General features: G+C 49.8%; 8 protein-coding genes, 3 rRNA genes and 1 pseudogene. 7 read left to right on the top strand and 5 right to left on the bottom strand.

Annotated features, from left to right (window positions below; all coding sequences use genetic code 11):
* Positions 1 to 36 precede the first annotated feature (36 nt).
* Positions 37 to 1,278, top strand: a complete 1,242-nt coding sequence (locus tag EL645_RS06775; RefSeq protein WP_126549315.1) for a recombinase family protein — start codon at positions 37 to 39, stop codon at positions 1,276 to 1,278.
* Positions 1,279 to 1,321: 43 nt separating this feature from the next.
* On the opposite strand, the gene EL645_RS06770 is transcribed toward EL645_RS06775, so the two are convergent.
* From EL645_RS06770 to EL645_RS06760, 3 genes and pseudogenes are all read right to left on the bottom strand, one after another.
* Entirely contained in the window at positions 1,322 to 2,026 is a 705-nt protein-coding gene (locus tag EL645_RS06770; protein ID WP_126549314.1) for a tyrosine-type recombinase/integrase, read from the bottom strand.
* A 29-nt stretch (positions 2,027 to 2,055) separates the two neighbouring features.
* A pseudogene (locus EL645_RS06765) lies at positions 2,056 to 5,060 on the bottom strand (Tn3 family transposase).
* A 368-nt stretch (positions 5,061 to 5,428) separates the two neighbouring features.
* Positions 5,429 to 6,664, bottom strand: a complete 1,236-nt coding sequence (locus tag EL645_RS06760; RefSeq protein WP_126549313.1) for an MFS transporter — start codon at positions 6,662 to 6,664, stop codon at positions 5,429 to 5,431.
* A gap of 415 nt (positions 6,665 to 7,079) precedes the next feature.
* Between EL645_RS06760 and EL645_RS06755 the strand changes: the two genes are divergently transcribed.
* Complete coding sequence (locus tag EL645_RS06755) at positions 7,080 to 7,556, top strand: hypothetical protein (protein WP_126549312.1); 477 nt, start codon at positions 7,080 to 7,082, stop codon at positions 7,554 to 7,556.
* Here EL645_RS06755 and EL645_RS06750 read toward each other — a convergent pair.
* Together EL645_RS06750 and rrf are read right to left on the bottom strand one after the other, a co-directional pair.
* Positions 7,525 to 9,363 carry an ATP-dependent helicase gene (locus EL645_RS06750; protein WP_126549311.1) on the bottom strand — a complete coding sequence of 613 codons (1,839 nt, stop codon included), beginning with the start codon at positions 9,361 to 9,363 and terminating at the stop codon, positions 7,525 to 7,527. The genes EL645_RS06755 and EL645_RS06750 overlap by 32 nt on opposite strands.
* 229 nt (positions 9,364 to 9,592) lie before the next feature.
* Positions 9,593 to 9,709 (bottom strand): 5S ribosomal RNA (gene rrf / locus EL645_RS06745).
* A 758-nt stretch (positions 9,710 to 10,467) separates the two neighbouring features.
* Here rrf and EL645_RS06740 point away from each other — a divergent pair.
* The 5 genes from EL645_RS06740 to EL645_RS06720 all read left to right on the top strand — a co-directional run bounded on the left by EL645_RS06740 (position 10,468) and on the right by EL645_RS06720 (position 21,251).
* Positions 10,468 to 11,948 (top strand): 16S ribosomal RNA (locus EL645_RS06740).
* Positions 11,949 to 12,260: 312 nt separating this feature from the next.
* Positions 12,261 to 15,221, top strand: a 23S ribosomal RNA gene (locus EL645_RS06735).
* 316 nt (positions 15,222 to 15,537) lie between these two features.
* The gene (locus tag EL645_RS06730; protein ID WP_126549310.1) at positions 15,538 to 17,082 is read left to right on the top strand and encodes a serine/threonine protein kinase; all 1,545 of its coding nucleotides are present in this window, start codon (positions 15,538 to 15,540) and stop codon (positions 17,080 to 17,082) included.
* Positions 17,083 to 17,226: 144 nt separating this feature from the next.
* On the top strand, positions 17,227 to 18,066 hold the full coding sequence (locus EL645_RS06725; protein ID WP_126549309.1) for a Hachiman antiphage defense system protein HamA: 840 nt from the start codon (positions 17,227 to 17,229) through the stop codon (positions 18,064 to 18,066).
* A gap of 38 nt (positions 18,067 to 18,104) precedes the next feature.
* The gene (locus EL645_RS06720) at positions 18,105 to 21,251 is read left to right on the top strand and encodes a DEAD/DEAH box helicase (protein ID WP_136625178.1); all 3,147 of its coding nucleotides are present in this window, start codon (positions 18,105 to 18,107) and stop codon (positions 21,249 to 21,251) included.
* Positions 21,252 to 21,256 lie beyond the last annotated feature (5 nt).

The raw sequence follows: 21,256 nt of genomic DNA, 5'->3' as shown, positions 1-21,256 counted from the left end.
GAAACATTAACCGATGACGAATAAAGGATAGACATCATGGATGATTTTGGGATAACGCGGAAAGATAATGAGATAGGGAATTACAAACGGGCAGCTATCTATGCTCGGGTGTCTACTGATCGGCAAGACGAGGAAGGCACAAGCCTTATATCTCAGGTGCAAAAGTGCTTAGATTACTGCAAGGAACACAAATATATAGTTGGTGATATACATATCTACAGAGAAGTTTGGACCGGTACGCAATATCGAGAACGTCCAGTGCTGAGCAAATTACGAGCTGCAGCGAGAAGTCAAGAATTTGATGCCCTTGTATTTTATGCATTTGATCGTTTATCTCGTAATCAAGTGCATCAGGCTGTCATTATTGATGAATTGCAGCACAACAATGTTAGTGTGGAGTGCGTTACTGAGCAGTTTGATGATTCTCCCGTTGGCCGTTTCATGCGCTCGGCACAATCATTTGTGTCAGAAGTAGAACGGGAGAAGATTCGTGAACGATCTTTACGGGGTTTCTTGCAGAGGTACAATGAAGGCAAAATGATAGGTGCTGGTCCAGCTGCTTACGGTTATAAATGGAATAAAGATCGAACAGCTTTTGAGATTGAGCCGACGGAAGCAGAAGTTATTAAAAGGATATTCAATCTTTACAAAGGCAATACTTCATTACATCAACTAGCTCGTATTTTGACTGATGAGCAGATTCCAACCAGAACGAGTAAAGAAGGTGAACCACCTAAAGGGTGGAATTTATCTAGCATTAATCACATATTAAAGAATGCTAATTACATAGGAGAAGCATATGGGCGAAAGTGGCAAGCTATTGCGAAATCAGGGACAACGAAATATTTAAGGAGGCCTTCCGATGAGCAGATACTTCTACCAGAAGGCACTGTTCCGCCTATTATTGACCGAGAAACTTTTGATATAGTACAAGCTAAACTGACAAGAAACAGAGAAGTATCAGCCAGGCGTAATATGAATCCTGAAGATAATCTACTACGATGCGGTTTTATTTTTTGTGGGAAGTGTGGAAGACGAATGTCAGTTCAACGCAACAAGCCCACCAAACACTCTCCTTATATTCAAATTTTTTATACTTGTAAAAGAGGTGGACAAGTTACAAGTACGGAGTGCCGTAGCGTTTCCATTAATGTTGATCTTATAGATCCTTATGCCTGGAGCTTTGTTAGCGAGCACCTAAAAAATCATGAGCTGATCAAAAATAAAATAGAAGAGATTGGGGTAGCGCTACGTAAGCTGTCACCAGCCGCAAGGTAGCGGTCATGAACAGCATAGAAGATAAAAGTATCTTTCTGTTGTTTTACTGGATAGGAAAATGCTCCATAGCTTGATTGTAAGACGGTTGTGCGTCCGCCAGTGAAAGCCTGGAGTAGATTTCGAGTGATTGTCGTGTGGAGTGTCCAGAGTAAGGCTGGATCAGGGCGTCATCGATGCCCTCTTTTTTCAGCCAGGTGAAGAGAAAATGCCGCCATTTGTGGGGAGACATGGAGCGTGTCATCCCGGCAGCTTGGGCATAGCGAGTCAACATTTTTCGCACGCCTCGATCTGTATATCGGTGCTTGCGCACTGACTCGAACAAGTACATCGCTCCACGAGCTTTCATTTGTTCGATATGCAGTGCAAGCAGCTCACGGAAGGTATGAGGGAAGGGAACTTCGCGGTCCTTGTTCCCTTTGCCCTGGGTAATGCGAATCTGGCAACGTTCAACATCGACCTCGGTGATGCGAATTGCCACTAGCTCGCTGACTCGGACGCCTGTGTAGAAGAGCGTTTTGATCAGCACCATATCCCCGAAGTTCCGACAATTCCATACTGCTTGGTAGAATCGACGAATCTCCTCTTCCGTGGGAACCTCGGGGAGTCTGATCTCTTTCCGAGGAACTTCAATCTCCATCTCCGCGCGTAGCGCTCGAAAGACGCTTTTGAGATAGGGATAATCAGGCCGCTCTGTTCGAAGCAGCTTCGCTAACTCTTTGGCCTTTTTCTGTGGTGGTGTCCGAGTCATTGTTCTGACCTTTCTGTGTATGAGAGCGCTCAGGCGAGCGCGAGGCGTTTGTCCATATCCAGCCTGAGTGATCCGTAGGGTTCAACGTGTGCATAGAACAGTGGCGTCAAGCCCGGTAATCCTCTTTGGTCAGGCGCTTCATCCATGTCTCGTCTTCGAGCACTTTTTGCACCATCAGCGTGTTGATATAGACCAGAGAAATTTGCAGCAGATGCAGCGCGAGCATGGAGATCTCCTGGTCATCTAAGCGATTGGAAGCAAACTCGCCTCCCTTGCCATAATGAATAAACGAGTTGGCGGAATTCCAGTTCTCAATGACATTTAAGCCCTCATGAATTTCTCGCCGCAGCTCCTCAGATTCCAAGTACTGGCAGAGAAAAATGGTCTTGATCGCGCGCCCTAGTTCGGCGAGTGCTTGATAGGTGGGATGCTGGAGGTTATTACGAGTAAATCGCCGCAGGATCGCCTCTGTTTCCGCAGTTCCCAGGCGCAGGGCTGTCGCGTACTTGACCATCTCGTCATACTGGCTGCTAATCAGTTCCCAGTTGATGGGTCGAGTCAGAATGGGTTGCAGATTCTCGTACTCGGCTGGGTTGCCCGTTTCTGGTCGGTAGAGCTTCTGAGAGGCAATGTTCTTGAGGCGGGGGAGCAGGCGGAAGCCGAGCAGATGGCAGAAGGCAAAGGCGACCTCACTTTGCCCGTGCGTGTCAACATAGTTTTTCTCGATCTCAGCATCAGTGCAATGGCGCAGCAGTCCCTCAATCATCGCCGCTACCTCGGAGGAGGAGCAACTTTTAAGCTGGGAATAGATGCAGGTGGACTTTCTTTCGACGTGCCAGTAAATCATAATGCCAGGACCACGATAGCGAATATGCCACTCGGTGAGCAGGTTCTGGTTCCACGCTCCGAATTTCTTGGAGTCGGAGGCACACGCGGTCGTGCCTTCGCCCCAGATGTCGGCACGCCTGACCTCAAAAATCGCATTGGCAACATGGGCGATGGCATTGCGCAACTGCTCTTTGTGAATGTAACGAGAACGCACATAGCGCAGATCGGAGTCAGTGGTGCCAGGATCGGCGCTGGGCAATCTCTTGAACCCGGTATTCGTCCCCAGACCATAGAGGCACAGAAGCAGCCGCCGATGCAAAGTGTCGCGAGGAATGCGTTCTCGGCTGGCGACGCTGGTAAACAGCTCAGGAAAGCCCGTCAGCAGCGCGGTTTCCTTGAGCATATCAAGCAGGCTCGTCATGGACCAGCGGGTGCCTATCTCTTGCTTCAGGCTGGCGAGATTGCGCGGCTCCGGCTGAGCCGCGAGCGGTGTGATGCTAATGGGCTTCTTCTTTCGGTTGGGCAAGAGGCGCACCTGGTCACGGATACGTGGCATGGCCCTGTTCAGTGACTGAAGCGACTTACGCATCTCTTCCTGAATATGCTGGATAAAATCTTCTGCCTCGGTCGGCTGGCGCAGCGCCTCGTAATAGGTCTCCCGCTTCTGGTTAAAATCAGTGGGCAAGTCATCATCTGGATTACGGAAGCGATTGGCTCCAACGACCCAGACTTCTCTGACGCGGATTTTCTCTCGAAGCGCCTGCAGCACGCAGACCTCATAATTGAGTCGGTTGACTTTCTCGGTTCCATCATCCTCTTTGTCAACCACAAACTCGCGCCACTTGGGCGCGACCACTTCTTTGATGGGAATAATTTCATGGTCAGGATAGTATTGGCGAGGGCTACGAACATAATCCTTCACCAGGTGGATCGCGCGGATCACTGGGCGGTACAGCTCATTGTTGGAATGAAAGTCGAGCATCTCCAGGAGCTCTGGAACCATGCGCCGGTAGTGGCGACTGTAGGATGCACGCATAATGATATGCACCTGCTTGCGAAACGCCGGACTTTTCGCTTTGTATTCTTTGATGAGATCGCGGAGAAGTTTTTCGCTGGCGACCTCAAAAACCACCTTGCGGACAGGTTCATCAGGGCGTTCGACGGAGGCTTCAGCAATGCGATAGAGAATACCCTCTTTGTTCGCAATGCGCTTGAACTCGTTCGCGTACTCCTCCTCAACCCGCTTTTCAGCACGCACGTCAATTTTGTGTACGATCTGGATGAGCAATTCGACCAGTCCATCGGTGATCTCCTGCGCTCGTAGAGAGCAGAGCACGGCCAGCAGGGTCAGGCGATAGGCTTTGGAGTGCGCACGCAACCGTGAGGGTTCTTCGACACTCGCCCGATTGCGATAAACATTCAACACCTTACGTGCTACCCCTGGAAAGAGCGTGTCTGGCAGCTTGAGTTCCCTGATGAGCCGCAATTTCGCCATCTCTTCCAGCATCGTTGCCAACCCGACGCGTCCAGGGTCCATACGTAGGTGTTGGAGAGGATTGGGAAGTGCCTCAAAGGAGGTTTCGAGCACTGGTTCCTCTGGGAGAGAGGGAGGAGCCTCAGGGACTGGTTCCTGTAAAGCAGCCACCTCCCCTGGTGTCGCCAGCAACGCTTCCAGAGCCGCCTGGGTCGCTTCAGGGAGTTGGGCCAGCGTTGCGTCATAGAACTGCTGCTCAAAGGCATGCAGCGCAGAGCGAATCAGGCGTCTGAGGCGATCTGAAGAGGGTGCCTCCAGGTGGTGACGCCGAAACCAGACGTAGGCTTCCTCCCGTAGCACATCCTCTTGATGTTCGAGGGGGAGCACTTCAGCAATGAGCCATTGTTTCAATTGCTCTCCATCAGCTACCGTCGATTCCCGGAAATCAAAGAGTTTGCGGATCTCTGCTCGGTGATACTCGATAGTTCGACCTTGCCAGGCATATTGCAGATACGCTTCTGCAGACACCCCTACTTGCGTCGCCACAAAGGTAATAACGGTGCCAGGAATATCGTTTTTGAAGGTGGGAAAGCGCGCCTCGCGCTGAAAAAATTTGAGCAACAGGGCAAATCCCAAACGGGTCGCTCCTGTCTTATTCCCGACCTGGGCCAAATCCCAGGCGCTGAGCATCCAGTGCTCAATCAAGTCTTCATTTTCCCATTGTCTCTTCATTCGTTCGTTTTTCGTATTCCTTTCAATTCATGAATGTGTGAGTTCCTCAAATCGTAAGAGTCGGAATTAGCAGTTTCTTCATGAATAAAACGAATAACAGCAATGAGCGCAACCCCTGATACTCCTGATAGGTAAAATAGGGCCAAGTTCCTTTCCAGAAAAAAAGACGGAACTTTGAGGATGGAGAGAAGTATGCCTGTATTGCCTGCTACCCTGTCCCTAGCGACAGCTTACGTAGCGCTGCCTCAGTATGTTTAGAAAACTGGTAAATGGGCTGAAACATCGAACGCAAATACTGGGCTGAGATCCAACGTGTCGAACATTGAGCCCATTTACCAATAGCCATCCTGGTTCTTAAGGCGCACATCTTAACCCTGATGTGAAATGTCAAGAATATGTGCATTCCTGATTGAGCTACTCATCATAGCCAATAATGCAAGCAATATCTGCCCACCTACTGCAAGCAGAATGGTCATTTTCGTGCCATAGTATTGCAATAATAACCCTGTAAGTGTTAATCCTAGAGGAGCTAGGCCGTTGCTAATTAGGCGTGAGACACTGTTTACTCTTCCTCGCATTACATCAGGTGTGATTTTAAATCGGTAGTCCATATTCGCAACGTTGTAGATTGGACTCAACAAAGAGATTGCTCCCACTACACACCCAAGCAATAGTGGCGATGGCAATATTATCAAGGGTATCCATAGCAATGCAAAGAGCCAAACTATTCCTAAGATCACATAAGCAAAGCGAAAATGTTTTTGAACCTTCGGTGCTATCATTGATCCAATAATTCCTCCAATACCCCCAATACTTAAAATGATACCAATTACTTCACTAGATGCCTGATGAGATTGTGCAATAATAATTACAATAAGTGTTAGACCAGCCCCAAAGAAAACAGATCCAGAAGTCACAAGAGCCATCGCTCGCAGGAGTGGTTGTCGCCAGAGCCAGTGTAAGCCTTCTGTAATATCCTTGACAAGATGCTGACCTGTTGGTTCTCGTTGTTCTTGAAACTTAACCCGCATGAATAACAATGAAACTAATGAAAATAAATAAGAAGCAGCATCTGTAAGGAAAGGCAAAAATATTTGTATTGAAAAGAGTAATCCACCAAGCGGAGATCCAATGAGATTCATAATTCCAACAGTCGCTTGTGTACGTCCCATCGCAGAGGGTAGTTGTTCTTTGTTAACAACTTGAGGTAAACAGGTAACTTCTGCAATACTAAAGAAAGTTCCTAGCAAAACATCAATAAACCCTGTGATATATAACACCTCAATTGTGAGATTTCCAAATATACCAATGCAGAAAATGCTTGCCATACTTAGCAATCGTCCAGTATCGCATACTACCATCACAATTTTACGATCCCAACGGTCAACGAGAGCTCCTGCTGGGAGTACAAAGAGTAAATAGGTAAGCGAGCGCATCGCGCTAATAAATCCTGCCTGAGCTGGTGAATGTGTTACGGCTAATATGAGCAAAGGAAAGGCCAAGAGTGAGACAGCAGTACCGACACTCGAAAGTGTTTGTCCACTCCATAATAAAAGGAAATCACGATTTTGCCAGAGAGATGAAGATGTTTTTTTCAGTGTCATGGCTGCTCTTCCACCTTTCGAAAAGAAGATCTTGAGAGAAACGGTAGCAGTATGAGAGGTGAGAAGAGTATAAATCACTTTAAATAGAAAAACACCGTTCTTTCGGACGATGTCTCTTCTTGACAACTGCTGTTATAATAATAGTGAGAAATAGCACCCTGCCTTTAGGGCACTATTGCTTCTTTTCGATTATTTATGTAAACCATAGCCTCCTGCAATCTGTAAAAGCTACTACAACACCCTCTGATAGAGATAATCCATCTTTGCTTACAATGGGAAGCATTCCCAGCAATCGGGAGGAGATGGATATTCAAAAAACGTGAAATATGTGTCCTTCGTTATTTTGCCCTCTCTGTTCATTACCAGTCTGCATCTCTGACCTTTTTTACCTGTTCTGACCGCTACATTGCGGCTGGTGACAGCTTACGTAGCGCTACCCCAGATTAAGAAACAAGATTTTAATTTTGATGAGCTAGCTCCTGTAGAGCGTAACATAGCAAGAGTTATTGCTGAACAAGACAATCTGACTTTAGCGATCAGTAAAGTAGATCTAAGTCAATCAGGGGCAATCTACGCTATCAATAGCTTAACCGGCTTGCTGGGGCAAAAAGCTGAGGAGAGGCAAAAGCTAGAAGCTGAAAAATATAAAATTATAGATCAACAAAAGCACTTACAATCAATCGCACAAAAACTAGATGAATTCAAAAATAAGTGTTTAGAAATAAGTAAAAACTTAAGTGAGGAGCCAGATTATAAAACAAAAAGAGAGGTGATTGAATTTCTAGGATTACGCGTTACCGTATGGCCTCATAAAAGCGATCCTCGATATAAGTTTGAATTGGCCCCTCCGAGTATTGTTTCTAACAAGCCTTGGCCTGGTGAATCGTCATGATCTGCACATGATCCAGTGGTACCAGTTCATCAGGATTCTCAAATTGATTGACGCCATCCAGATGCAGGAAATAGAGGAAGGTATGGAAAAAATCATATTGGATGACGGCCAGATTTCTATTGCTCAGATTTGTATGCTGAAAGCTGGTCAGAAACGTCTTTAACTGCTGAGAGAAAATAACCAGGCCGGCCAGGGCATGCTTATCGGCCCGATAGGCATCGAAGGCGGAGGTGAAGATGAGGCGATAGAAATAGTCTGCCAGTTGCTTCTCTGCCGTCTCTGACCATTCAGCGGTCGTCCAGATTTCCTCTTGTATGCTATGTAACTCGCTTGTCAGATCTCTATGATGCTGGCAGGATTGCGTGAGCTGCTCTCGGCATGTCTTGAGATAGAGCTGAAAGTTTTCTTGTTCGGGTGTAAAATCAGCCTCGTGTAGATGGAGTATCTGTGCAAAACAGCCCAGCAACAACTGAATCTCTGGTTGACTGAAATAGTTGCGTGCCCGTGGACAATAAGCTGGAATATGGTATTTGCCAAGTGCCTCTATGTAGGGCTGGCTGTAGAATGGACGCACACTGTGCAGCAGGATGGCAACCTGGCTATAATCCTGGATACGTCCTTCTTGTTTCAATTCATAGATCAAGCGAGCAAATTGTTCAGCCTCATCATAATTATCCCTGGCCTCTAAACTAATGACTGCCGGATAGGCTCTAGCCTTTTCGGGCGCTTGCGCGGCGCGTATTGTTTTCTGGGTACGAAAGACACTGGGTAGCTGTTCAGCCAGGCCGGGCAGGGTAGCATTAAGTGCCTCCATCCATTGGTTGCAGGTTGCGATGATGGTCTCATGCGAACGATAGTTGATCGTCAACTGGACCTGTTTGCAGGTGGGGAAGGTATGTGCAAATTCAAGGATATTGCGCACGGTCGCGCCACGAAAACGATAGAGGGCCTGATCTTCATCTCCCACCACACAGAGATTGTGCTGTTCGGTAGCCGATGCCAGGCGCGACAGAATTTTTTCTTGAATGTAATTGGTATCCTGGTATTCATCGACCAGCACATAGCGAATATGTTGCGCGATAGCTTGAAAAACGGCTGGCTGTTGAAGCAGGTTATAGGCATAGGCCTGTAAATGGGCAAAGTCAACATAATTTGCATAGCGCAAGAGCTCAGTATATTTCAGATAGATCTGTGGTAACAGGCTGGCCAGGGTCCGCTGATCGCTGCTGGCATCGAAATGGGGGCGAGGAAATGCCTGCACCAGCTTATCTATGATCATTTCCTCAGCGATTTTATCGCATAGAAACTGTAGCTTCTTCGCGATCTGCCAACCACTGCCCCATTGCTCCCGAAAAAAACGTAGCATACCCGGCTCACAAAGCTCATCTAAATGACGATAAATCAACAATTGTTGCGCAAACTGGTCCAGCGTCTCAAAATTATTTCCCAGGGGGGTATGGTGCAGGTGGCGAGTTAGAAAATGTTTACAGATGCTATGGATGGTACCTATCTTGATATGCGAAAGATCTTCTGTATAGCCAATGGTGTGAGCGATCTCTAGCAGTCGATCCTGCATTTCATAGGCGGCCTTCTGGGTGTACGTGCATAAAATAATGCCTTCCGGGGTGGTATCGCCACAAAGGAGCAAGTTCATGGCTAAAAGTGTCAGGCTATAGGTCTTGCCGGAGCCAGGACCAGCGATCACACGTAGAGGACCCTGTTTATGGGAAATGATGGCAAGTTGATCGGGATTCATATCGTAATGGGAGCTAAGTAAGGGGGAGATAGCACTACTGGTCTCTCTCATGAATAGCCTATACCTTCTATACAACAGGAGTGGCAAATTGCTGTAAATAGCTAATTTGTCAGCACAAACGACAGCTCTGGTTTCTCACTTATAGATATACGCAGCGGGATCAGCTTTTTTAGCAGGAAAGGCCAGAAGGGCTAGATGGGTGAATAGAGTACCTTATCAAACAAGGAGGTTAAGATGTGTAAAGTAAGAGAGCAACAAAAAACACCCGTGTGGGCGGGTGAGACGGCGACTTCCTATTTTCCCACGCAGTTGCCCACGCAGTATCATCGGGGATGAAGAGCTTAACTTCCGTGTTCGGGATGGGAACGGGTGTGCCCTCTTCTCTACAGTCACCAGCTCACCTGCACATACAGGTGTTCTTGACAAAGGGAATAATACTACAGCTCAAAGTCTTTGTCAACCCCCAATTCTGGAATTATTAAATACAATCCCCAGGAGAACTGTTTTTAGGAAATGGAATACGAATTTTGCGGCCGAGTTAAAATAAGTATGAAAAGTGCTTGACAGAGCAAAGAGAGTTATGGCATAATCATCGAGCTGTCGAAACGAGGCAATCACCCAATCCCATCTACGAACTAGATAGAGAACGAGTGCTCCTGTCCCCTTCGCAACTCTTGTGCCACGCTAAAGTGGCTCCTCCGAGATCATGCATCTCTCATTTCTATACTCAACGAATTGTTGTGTCCGTGGGAGTGTCAGCCATTTTTTGCGGCATATGCCCTGGCTTACCAGGCGCGTGGACGTAAGAAACGAGTTTTCGGAGCCGAGCAAAAATTGCTCGGAAAAACGCTTGACAATGCACAACGGATATGCGATACTACAGCACATGAGACAAGCGAACGAAAAAAACGATCAACGCTTGTCAAAGAGCGAAACAAACGTTTCGCCTGGTACCTTGACAACTGAAGAGTGGAAAGCAGAACAGCAACTGGAACCAAGTGAATACACAAACCAGTTCCTGTCAATTCGGTCCCATATCATTCCGATGTGGTGACCACAATAATCTGCGAACTAGAGCCAATGTTATAAATTGGCCATGATCGCACTTCACATGCAATAAATAGTTGCTCGCTGAGTAACTGTTATATAAAAAATTGGATGGCGAGTTTGATCCTGGCTCAGGATAAACGCTGGCGGCGTGCCTAACACATGCAAGTCGAACGCCCTGCGCAAGCAGGGAGTGGCGGACGGGTGAGGAACACGTGGGTTATCTACCCTTAGGTGAGGAATACCGGCGAGAAATCGCCGACAATACCGCATAGGCTCGGGAACGAGCAAAGCTCGCAAGGGCGCCTGAGGACGAGCCTGCGCTCGATTAGTTAGTTGGTGGGGTAATGGCCTACCAAGACTGCGATCGATAGCTGGTCTGAGAGGACGATCAGCCACACTGGGATTGAGAACGGCCCAGACTCCTACGGGGGGCAGCAGTGAGGAATTTTCGTCAATGGGGGCAACCCTGAACGAGCAACGCCGCGTGCAGGAAGAAGGTTTTCGGATCGTAAACTGCTTTTCTCTGGGACGAGAACGGACGGTACCAGAGGAATCAGCCCCGGCTAACTACGTGCCAGCAGCCGCGGTAATACGTAGGGGGCAAGCGTTGTCCGGATTTATTGGGCGTAAAGCGCACGCAGGCGGTCAGGTAAGTCTGTGGTGACAGTCGTCGGCTCAACCGACGAAGGACCATGGAAACTGTCTGACTTGAGGGCTTCAGAGGGACACGGAATTCCGGGTGGAGTGGTGAAATGCGTAGATATCCGGAGGAACACCGATGGCGAAGGCAGTGTCCTGGGAAGTACCTGACGCTCAGGTGCGAAAGCTAGGGGAGCGAACAGGATTAGATACCCTGGTAGTCCTAGCCGTAAACGATGACCACTAGACGTTGGGGGTATCGACCCCTTCAGTGTCGTAGTTAACACAGTAAGTGGTCCGCCTGGGGAGTACGGTCGCAAGATTAAAACTCAAAGGAATTGACGGGGACCCGCACAAGCAGCGGAGCGTGTGGTTTAATTCGATGCAACGCGAAGAACCTTACCAAGGCTTGACATGGATTTGCACCAGCCGTAACGGGCTGTCCCTTCGGGGCGGATCCACAGGTGCTGCATGGCTGTCGTCAGCTCGTGTCGTGAGATGTTGGGTTAAGTCCCGCAACGAGCGCAACCCCTGTCGTTAGTTGAATTTTTCTAGCGAAACTGCCGTTTTAAAACGGAGGAAGGCGGGGATGACGTCAAGTCAGCACGGCCCTTACGCTTTGGGCGACACACACGCTACAATGGTCAGGACAAAGAGTTGCGAACCCGCGAGGGGGAGCCAATCTCGTCAAACCTGGCCTCAGTTCAGATTGGAGGCTGCAACCCGCCTCCATGAAGTTGGAGTTGCTAGTAACCGTAGGTCAGCACACTACGGTGAATACGTTCCCGGGTCTTGTACACACCGCCCGTCACACCACGAAAGTTGGCAACACTTGAAGCCGCTGGGCTAACTCGCAAGAGGGGCAAGCGTCGAGGGTGGGGTCAGTGATTGGGGTGAAGTCGTAACAAGGTAGCCGTACCGGAAGGTGCGGCTGGATCACCTCCTTTCTAGGGAGCTTGGATGAGCGTCATGGATCCCATGACATCTCAGTCTCATCCCACTTCCAGGTCGACCAGGAATCGGTACGTGTTCACGCCAGATGGTTGGGCTGGTTTCCACTCTTGAGCTGTTGGGGTACAGCGTCCCCTTCTACGGAAGGATGACGACCAACAGTGCACCTGAACAACTGAAGATAGTATTCCTTCAATTTTGCTGAGCGATTTATAGGTCAGCCAGAGTTGAAGCAGAGGATCGATTTTTTCGAGAACAAGAGAAAAAGTCAAAGCATTCCAGAGACATGATGTAGATCTGAACGAAGAGAACAAGCTACACAGAGTACGAGGTGGATGCCTTGGCGCTGAAGACCGAAGAAGGACGCGGAGACCGGCGAAACGTTCGGGGGGAGCTGCATACAAGCGATGAACCCCGAGATTCCGAATGAGGCAACTCCTCCAGAGTGATGTCTGGAGACCGCCTGCTGAACACATAGGCAGTGACGGGGGGCAGTGGGTGAACTGAAACATCTCAGTAACCCGACGAAAAGAAATCAACCGAGATTCCCGTAGTAGTGGCGAGCGAACCGGGACCAGCCCAAACCAACCATCCCTTGGGACGGTTGGGGTTGTAGGACCGATAACAAACAACTTTTGCTTACTTGAACACGTTGGAAAGCGTGACCAGAGCGGGTGAGAGTCCCGTAAAGGACGAGCGAGAGGAGTGGATCGGTATCCTGAGTACCACGAGGCACGTGAAACCTTGTGGGAAGCTGGGGGGACCACCCTCCAAGGCTACACATCTTCAGCGACCGATAGCGAACAAGTACCGTGAGGGAAAGGTGAAAAGCACCCCGAGAGGGGGATGAAAGAGACCCTGAAACCACGTACTCACCAGCAGTCAGAGGCCACTGTCCCATGAGGGACCAAGGGCTGATGGCGTGCCTTTTGTAGAATGATCCGGCGAGTGCATCGTCGTAGCCTGGTTAACCAACGTTAAAGTTGGGGAGCCATAGGGCAACCGAGTCTGAAGAGGGCGAACGTTGCGGCGATGCGACCCGAAACCGTGTGAGCTATCCATGAGCAGAGTGAAGCGGATGTGACAGTCCGTCGAGGCTCGAACCCACCAGTGTTGCAAAACTGGGGGATGACTTGTGGATAGGGGAGAAATTCCAATCGAACACGGAGATAGCTGGTTCTCCCCGAAATGTATTGAGGTACAGCTGTATGAAACACTATCCTGGAGGTAGAGCACTGAATGGGCTAGGGGCCTCGTGCAGGTTACCAAACCCAACCAAACTTCGAATGCCAGGACAGCATGCATGCAAGTGAGACGGCGGGGGCTAAGCTTCGTCGTCAAAAGGGAAACAGCCCAGACCATCGGCTAAGGTCTCTAAATCCGCGCTTAGTGTCAAAGGGAGTCAGTACGCCCAAACAGCCAGGATGTTGGCTTAGAAGCAGCCACCATTTAAAGAGTGCGTAATAGCTCACTGGTCGAGTGTAGTGGCACCGACAACGTATCGAGGCTCAAGCGAGGTACCGAAGCCATGGAATCCGTCGCAAGATGGATTGGTAGGGGAGCGTTCTGCGGGCAGAGAAGCCAGACCGCAAGGACTGGTGGAGCGTGCAGAAGTGAGAATGCCGGAATGAGTAGCGTCATGTCTGTGATAACCAGACACACCGAATGCCTGAGGGTTCCTGGGCACCGTCAATCGTCCCAGGGTAAGTCGGGTCCTAAGCCGAGGACGTCATAGTCGTAGGCGATGGCAAGCAGGTCAGAGATTCCTGCACCGGAGTAGCTCGTTACGAGCAATGGGGGGACGCGGTAAGGAAGGTGAGCCCATCGAATGGACAGGATGGGTCTGTGCGGTGAAGTGCGAAGCCGAGGCAAATCCCGGTTTCCTGTGCATGACACGTGCAGCGAGCGGACGTCAGTCCGCGGAAGTCATCGGCCCCTAAGCCGCCAAGAAAAGCCTCTCGCCAGAGTATACTCCGCCCGTACCGCAAACCGACACAGGTAGGCAGGGGGAACTCTCCCCAGGTGATCGAGCGACCCTCTGTTAAGGAACTCGGCAAATTGACCCCGTACCTTCGGAAGAAGGGGTGCCCTAGTAGCGATATCCTTCGGGATGGCGTGAGGGGGTTGCAAGAAATTGGCTCAACCGACTGTTTACCAAAAACACAGGTCTCTGCGAACGCGAAAGCGGAAGTATAGGGGCTGACTCCTGCCCAGTGCCGGAAGGTTACGAGGAGCGGTGATCGTAGCTGCGAATCTAAGCCCCGGTGAACGGCGGCCGTAACTATAACGGTCCTAAGGTAGCGAAATTCCTTGTCGGGTAAGTTCCGACCCGCACGAAAGGAGTAACGAGTTGAGCACTGTCTCGACAGAGGACTCGGCGAAATTGAAGTACCCGTGAAGATACGGGTTACCCACGACAGGACAAAAAGACCCCGTGGAGCTTTACTACACCTTGACCTCGAAACGAGGCAGAGCGTGCGTAGCATAGGTGGGAGTCGGAGAACCTATCCTTGTGGGGGTAGGGGAGACAGCAGTGAAATACCACTCTCGTTGTGTTTTGTTTCTCACACGTCACCGTGAGCCGGGACGTGGACAGGATCAGGCGGGTAGTTTGACTGGGGCGGTCGCCTCCCAAAGAGTAACGGAGGCGCCCAAAGGTTCCCTCAGGGTGGATGGACATCACCCGTAAGAGTGCAAAGGCAGAAGGGAGCTTGACTGCAAGACGGACAGGTCGAGCAGGGACGAAAGTCGGGCTTAGTGATCCCACATTCCCGAGTGGAAGGAGTGTGGCTCAACGGATAAAAGCTACCCCGGGATAACAGGCTTATCTTGCCCAAGAGTTCACATCGACGGCAAGGTTTGGCACCTCGATGTCGGCTCGTCGCATCCTGGGGCTGGAGTAGGTCCCAAGGGTTGGGCTGTTCGCCCATGAAAGCGGCACGCGAGCTGGGTTCAGAACGTCGCGAGACAGTTCGGTCTCTATCCGTCGTGGGCGTAGGAGAATTGAGGGGCGTCATCTCCAGTACGAGAGGACCGAGATGGCTCAACCGCTGGTGTGCCAGTTGGCCTGCCCGGGCCAGAGCTGGATAGCTATGTTGAGAAGGGATAAGCGCTGAAGGCATCTAAGCGCGAAGCCGCACCCAAGACGAGTTCTCCCATCCTATTCGTAGGATCAAGATCCCAGGAAGACGACCTGGTAGATAGACGACACGTGGACGCCTGGTAACAGGTGTAGCGAAGTCGCCCTAATGATCGTACGGCTTGTTTCACCCCATCGTTGAGTATCTTCATCGTGGCATTCTGAGGATGCGAGTCCGCTGCTTCAGCGCAGGCTGATCTGGCGCTCAGCAAAATTGAGGGAATACTATTTCCAGTTAGTCAGTATTAAAAAAGACCTCGAGATTCGTTATATATATAACGAATCTTTTTTTATGCAGCATTTCACAGAAATATCTTCTCCCAGTTATTTCCCTTGACACATTTTTGGGTTATGATAACGTAAGGTGTACTCATTCACCTGATACTCTTAACTGCAGACCTTTTTGCATTGTGATTAACAATTTAGTCAAGAGGGCCCTTGTCACCATGAAAGTTAATGATGATCTGATTGGAACTGTGCTGGGAAGCTACACGCTTGAAAAAATTGTGGGGTATAGCAGACTCAGCGCGGTTTACCTGGCCAGGCAGTCTCACCCTGGACGCCTGGTAGCGGTAAAAATCGTCCAGGCCCAATCTCCGGGGCGAGATGATTTCTTTCTGCGTTTTCGTCGTGAAGTGACAAGTATTGCCCGTTTAGAACATCCCCATATTCTTCCCTTGTTGGATTATGAAGAGCGCGATCAACTGGCATATGTGGTGATGCCATATATTGGGGCAGGCAATCTTGAGCAGGTCTTAAAACGTGAGGGCAAGCTAGCGCCCCGGCAAGTACTCTCTTACTTATTACAGATCGCTTCCGCCCTGGATTATGCCCATGCTTTGCACGTAGTGCATGGAGATCTCAAGCCCACCAATATCTTGCTTTATCCAGATGGGCGCCTGGTCCTGACTGATTTTGCCCTGGCTAATCTGACTGAATGCGCGGCGGATATTGATTATACCGCCGAGCTACTTACTACATCGCTCTATATGTCGCCGGAAATGGTGCGTGGAGAGCCACTTACGCATTGCTCGGATATATATCAGCTGGGAACCCTGCTTTTTCAAATGCTATGCGGCCATGTACCATTTAAGGGGGAGGGGACTTATACATTGATGCGCCAGCATTTGCAGGAAAGGTTGCCCTCAGTCGCCGTGCTTACCCCTGATCTACCTCAGACCCTGGATCGCGTACTGCAGAAAGCGACCGCCAAAAATCCTGCAGAGCGCTATAGATCAGTAGGAGAGCTTGCCCAGGCTTTCGCCGCGGCTATTGCCCCTCTAGATAAGCCACAGCAGTCTCTACCCCATCATTTGCAATCCCAGGAACGTCCTCAGTCACTAAGCGATCTATCTAAATTAGAATTTATTACTACATCTATCTGTCCGCCTTCATCTGCATTGCCGGAGAGCCCGCCAACGCCAGTTAAAGTAGTTGTTGATAGTGGTCCTCTCACTGCCGACTTCGGTTTTTCTTATATTCAGGATCAGATTCTCCCCTTGCCTTCCACGATCTCACGCAAACCTCATATATTCAGCTTCTTTTTGCTCAGGTGTCTACCTTTATTTGTCCTGATCGGCATCGGTACCCTGGCCTTTCTTAATGTCCTGGGTGCCTTTGCGACCTCCCCTTCAACATCGGCCGAACAGGCACGCACAGTAATCAGCCAGTATTATGATGATCTAAATCAACACAACTATCGGCTAGCATATGCCCTCTGCAGTACCAATTTTCGCCGCCGTATCTCCTATGCACGCTTCGTGAGTAGCTATCAGCATCTAACCCATAGCGACATCCTGTTTAAACAGACGGCCGAGCGCTCACCTTCAGAAGTTAATGTTGTGATGCAACTACAAACGCAGGAGAAAGCTTCTCAGGGGACCCTGATACAGCATTATCAATGGAATGGCATGGTCGATCGTCAATCCGATGGTTCCTGGCAGATTGAGCAAATCACTATCTCCCCTGATCGAGCGCTAGATTCTGTCTAACACCAGGGTCAATATTTTGATATGCGTTGAAATAGCTTGCATATTAAACATGAAAGATGCTATAAAATAGTGTAGAGTATTACTCTGACACTATGAGAATTCATTCCCGTACAATAGCCTCCAATAGCGATCTGGATGCTTGCTATGACAGCACCGTTTGTACAGACTGATAATTTCGATAGTGATGCACATCACTTCCGTGTTTACGAACCTGTTGTTCAAGAAGATGTAGAGTGGCTTTATCCGATTGCTGAAGAATATATTAAGCTCCTGACTCATCACGAGGCTCCGCTTACGATGTTGAAGCCGGTAACCAGCGAAGCTGTGATGGATCTGCTAACTGTTCAAAAATATATGCGTAAGGCTAGTATACCGTCCTATAAAAAGGGCAATTTTAATGTTGTGCGCAGTGATTTTGGCGAACTTCTCTGTTATATGCTGTTAGAGAAAGAATACAAAACTCTATTTGGGGTCAAAAGTATTTTTTCTCGTGAACTGAGGGACGCGGCTGGACGAGGAATTGATGCTATTGGCATCGAAATGGGTGATGTTCTTACGTTAGTATTATGTGAGGTTAAGGTTTCTGATGAGAAACCATCGCCTCCACGTGTGGTGGACTATAATGAAGATTGTTTAAGCAAGCAGCACCGTTATCATCTGGCGCATCTGGCAGAAGCGACCAAAGATAAGATCTGGCGTGCAGCGCTGCGTACTCGCGATGAAGACGTCGCAGAACTATTGATGGCGGCGGCAATTTATCTGGAAGAGCAAGAATTAGATAAATTACGTATTGTGGTATGCAATGTACTGATACGACCAAAATCGAAATATACCAAGGCTGACTTTGGGAGCTTTCGCACACAACCAGTACAATATGATCCTGCTGACATCCGTTTTCTAATTGCCTGTGTGCCCGATAATGTAGATGTAATCATTAAAGAATGGTATGACGTCATCCAGAATATTGATGAGGTGTCAGCTTGAGTGGCTCCCTTTTGCAAAATGCTTTAAAAGAGCTCAATGTGCCTGCATATATACAACGGGCGGACAATACTACCCTGGCCAGTATGCTTGCAAATGGACAGAGTGAAGAGTTAGAGCAACCATATCCAGAGCGTTTACCACGTTATGGCCTGATTTATGAGCGTCAGGGGTTGAGGATGTTTAAGCGGGCCATTTTGGAGCGCGCACCTGTCCCTAAGGAAGAGATACAGGTTTGTTTTCAGACCGCCTATACCTGCTGGCGCGCTCTCGCCTTCCTTCCCGATTCTGCATCCCCTACCCTGGCACTGTCTCAAAATGGACTTTCCCCGTTTATGGCCAATTCTGCCGATGATCTTTTACCAGCTGAACTGGTCCTGGCCTTTCGCTTAAGTATCGCTGGCCTCCTGGGGTCTCGTACCGCTGAGACGCGCCTGGATTTAAGAAAATTTGAATTGACCATCGCTGACGCCGGTCAGGTAGGCTGGCGTGAGTATGTCGCGGAACATCTCTTCAGCGCCTTTGTACGCCTGGTACGCAAAGATAAGGGTTGGGAGGATATTCAGCAAGCTATTCAGAGCATCAAGGTGCTACGCCTGATGCAGCAGCACTATGAGGAGACCTATCTGAAGAGTTTGCATGGCCCTGAACGGCAAAGCCTGGCCGCTCTGGAACTGGCCGGCCTCTATTATCTGGCCCAACTTGTCATTACTGTGGGTGAATATCTGCAATCTGGTCAGCCTGAGTATGAGCAGGTAATGGAGCAGATCAATACCTATTATGGCCAGGCGTCGCAAGTATTAGAAGATGGGCAACTGACCGTCGTTGCGTATCTGGCCGATCTTTTATGGGCTGGTTGTTGTGAATTGACCCAGAATGCCATCTGGACGCATGTCAGCCACCTGGGAGAGCATGTGCAACGTTATGTGCAGCTACTCACCTCATCGGTCCGTGATCAGCCTGTCATTGAACTCTGGCCCAGTCAGCAGGAAGCTTTTCGCCGCCATGTCCTGGATGCCCACCAACGTGCTATCCTGGTTGAAATGCCGACCAGTGCTGGCAAGACGCTGCTCGCCAAGTTTGCGATCGTACAGACCAAAGCCCTGCATCCTCAGGGGCTGATTGTCTATGTCGTGCCAACGCGGGCCCTTGTCAATCAAGTCACTAGCGATTTGCGCATCGATTTTCGCCAGTTGCTGGTTGTTGAGCAGGCAGTGCCAGTCTTTGAATTAGATCCGACCGAGGAGCGGCTATTGAATAGCCATATTGATGTGCTGGTAACCACACCTGAGAAACTGGATCTGCTGGTGCGCCGTGAGCATCCGATCGTCAACAATATCATACTGGTAGTGGCTGATGAGGCGCATAACATCAATGATGAGGAGCGTGGGGCCCGGCTCGAATTACTGCTGGGTACTATCAAGCGCGATTTTGCCACCGCGCGCTTCTTGCTCTTATCCCCATTTTTGCCCAATCCCCAGGATCTCATTCAATGGTTGGGCTCGGACCAGGCCTTGCCGCCGATCTCAATTGATTGGAAGCCCAACCGCAAATTAGTCGGTACCGTCCAGTGTGTGCGCGATCTGGATGGCTGGAAGTTAGAATTTGAGACCTGCCAATCCGCCCATGCGATGGACATTAAAGCCGATATGAAGATTGGCCTTGGCCAGTATCCCGCGCGCCTCACCTCGATTTATGCCTTATCAAAAGCCACCATTCATGCCCTCGTGAAACGTGGCTCGATCCTGGTACTTTGTAAGGGTCCAGGCACAACAGCCAGGCGAGCCAGGCAGATCGCCGATGAACGCCCACTGCTTGCTCCGAGTCCAGTATTGGATGCGGTCTGTCACTACATTGAAGCCGAGTTGGGCAGTAACTGTGAACTGGTGTATTGTTTGCGCCATGGGGTAGCTTATCATCATCGTGGCCTCTCCCATGAGACGCGCTGGCTGCTGGAATTTTTGATCCGAGATAGCATCGTCAACGTTGTGTGTGGGACCACCACCCTGGCCCAGGGTATTAATTTCCCGATCACCACAGTCATCATTGAAACGCTGGGAAAGGGGCGCTCGGCCAAATTGACGTTCCAGGATTTCTGGAATGTAGCTGGGCGGGCTGGCCGTACGCTGGTGGATACATTGGGCGTAGTTGCCTTTCCCGCGCCCGATAAAAACAGGCGTGAAGAAGTGACCGAGTTCCTGAAATCTGATGCTGAAGCTATCGCCAGCCAGCTGGCCGAACTTATTGAGCGGGCAGAGATGATCAGTACCGAGTTCAATCTGCAGTCACTACGTGAGCATCCTCAGCTATCCCCACTGCTGCAATTCCTGGCTCACGCTATGCGCGTCTCTGGCAAGGCTAATCTGGCCGTCGAGGTTGAACAGATCTTGCAGGATAGCCTGGTCTATCATCAAGTTCAGAAGCATGACCAGGCAGCGGCCCGCCGCCTGGTGCAGATCTGCCAGGCGTATATGGAACAGACCTTACAACACCGTAACATTTTGAAGTTGGCGGACCGTACGGGCATCGCCACCCCTAGCGTGCTCTCTCTTCTTGCCCAGAAGGGGCAGAGTTTAGAATTGTCTCAGGCTGAGAACTGGCTGCCCGAGCGCTTATTCGGAGAAGATCTGGAGCCCTTGATTGAGCGGCTCCAGGTGGTTGCGCAACTGCCTGAGATTCACTTTGAGCAGATTGACCAGCGTTTCGAGGTTAGGCGGACCGCTGAGATTCTACGTGACTGGGTGAATGGCAAGACTGTAGAGGAGATGGCTACCATCTATGGTGGCCATGTGCGCGATAAAGATAAGCAGGTCGCTGATTTCTCAAATTATCTCTTCTCGATCTTGAATAGGGCTTCATGGGGCATCAGTGCCCTGCAAACGGTCTGTTTAAGCTCAGATGAGACGATTAATTGGAATACTGTTGGTTATGTCCCCTCAATGATCTTCTTCGGAGTACGGCAGAAGGATGCGGTCTGGTTGCGGATGGTTGGAGTCCCACGCATTGTGGCTAATCGGATGGCGTCTCTCTGGCAGCAGCGTATGGTTGCCGAACCGATTAGCTATGATCTGGTGCGTTCGTGGGTGGCTCAACTCTCAGACCAGGACTGGCGCCAGGTTATCCCTGCTGGGACCACACTGACTCCCAGTGATATGCGTATTATCTGGCAGGTGTTTTCGGGTAGGTGATAACA

Origin of the sequence: Dictyobacter kobayashii, assembly GCF_003967555.1 — a bacterium.
GTDB lineage: Bacteria > Chloroflexota > Ktedonobacteria > Ktedonobacterales > Ktedonobacteraceae > Dictyobacter > Dictyobacter kobayashii.
This window is presented reverse-complemented; position numbering and strand designations above follow the sequence as displayed.

Coding starts and splice junctions, on each gene's coding strand:
- EL645_RS06760 (WP_126549313.1), bottom strand. CDS start 6,664: ATGACACTGAAAAAAACATCTTCATCTCTCTGGCAAAATCGTGATTTC.
- EL645_RS06730 (WP_126549310.1), top strand. CDS start 15,538: ATGAAAGTTAATGATGATCTGATTGGAACTGTGCTGGGAAGCTACACG.
- EL645_RS06775 (WP_126549315.1), top strand. CDS start 37: ATGGATGATTTTGGGATAACGCGGAAAGATAATGAGATAGGGAATTAC.
- EL645_RS06770 (WP_126549314.1), bottom strand. CDS start 2,026: ATGACTCGGACACCACCACAGAAAAAGGCCAAAGAGTTAGCGAAGCTG.
- EL645_RS06750 (WP_126549311.1), bottom strand. CDS start 9,363: ATGAGAGAGACCAGTAGTGCTATCTCCCCCTTACTTAGCTCCCATTAC.
- EL645_RS06725 (WP_126549309.1), top strand. CDS start 17,227: ATGACAGCACCGTTTGTACAGACTGATAATTTCGATAGTGATGCACAT.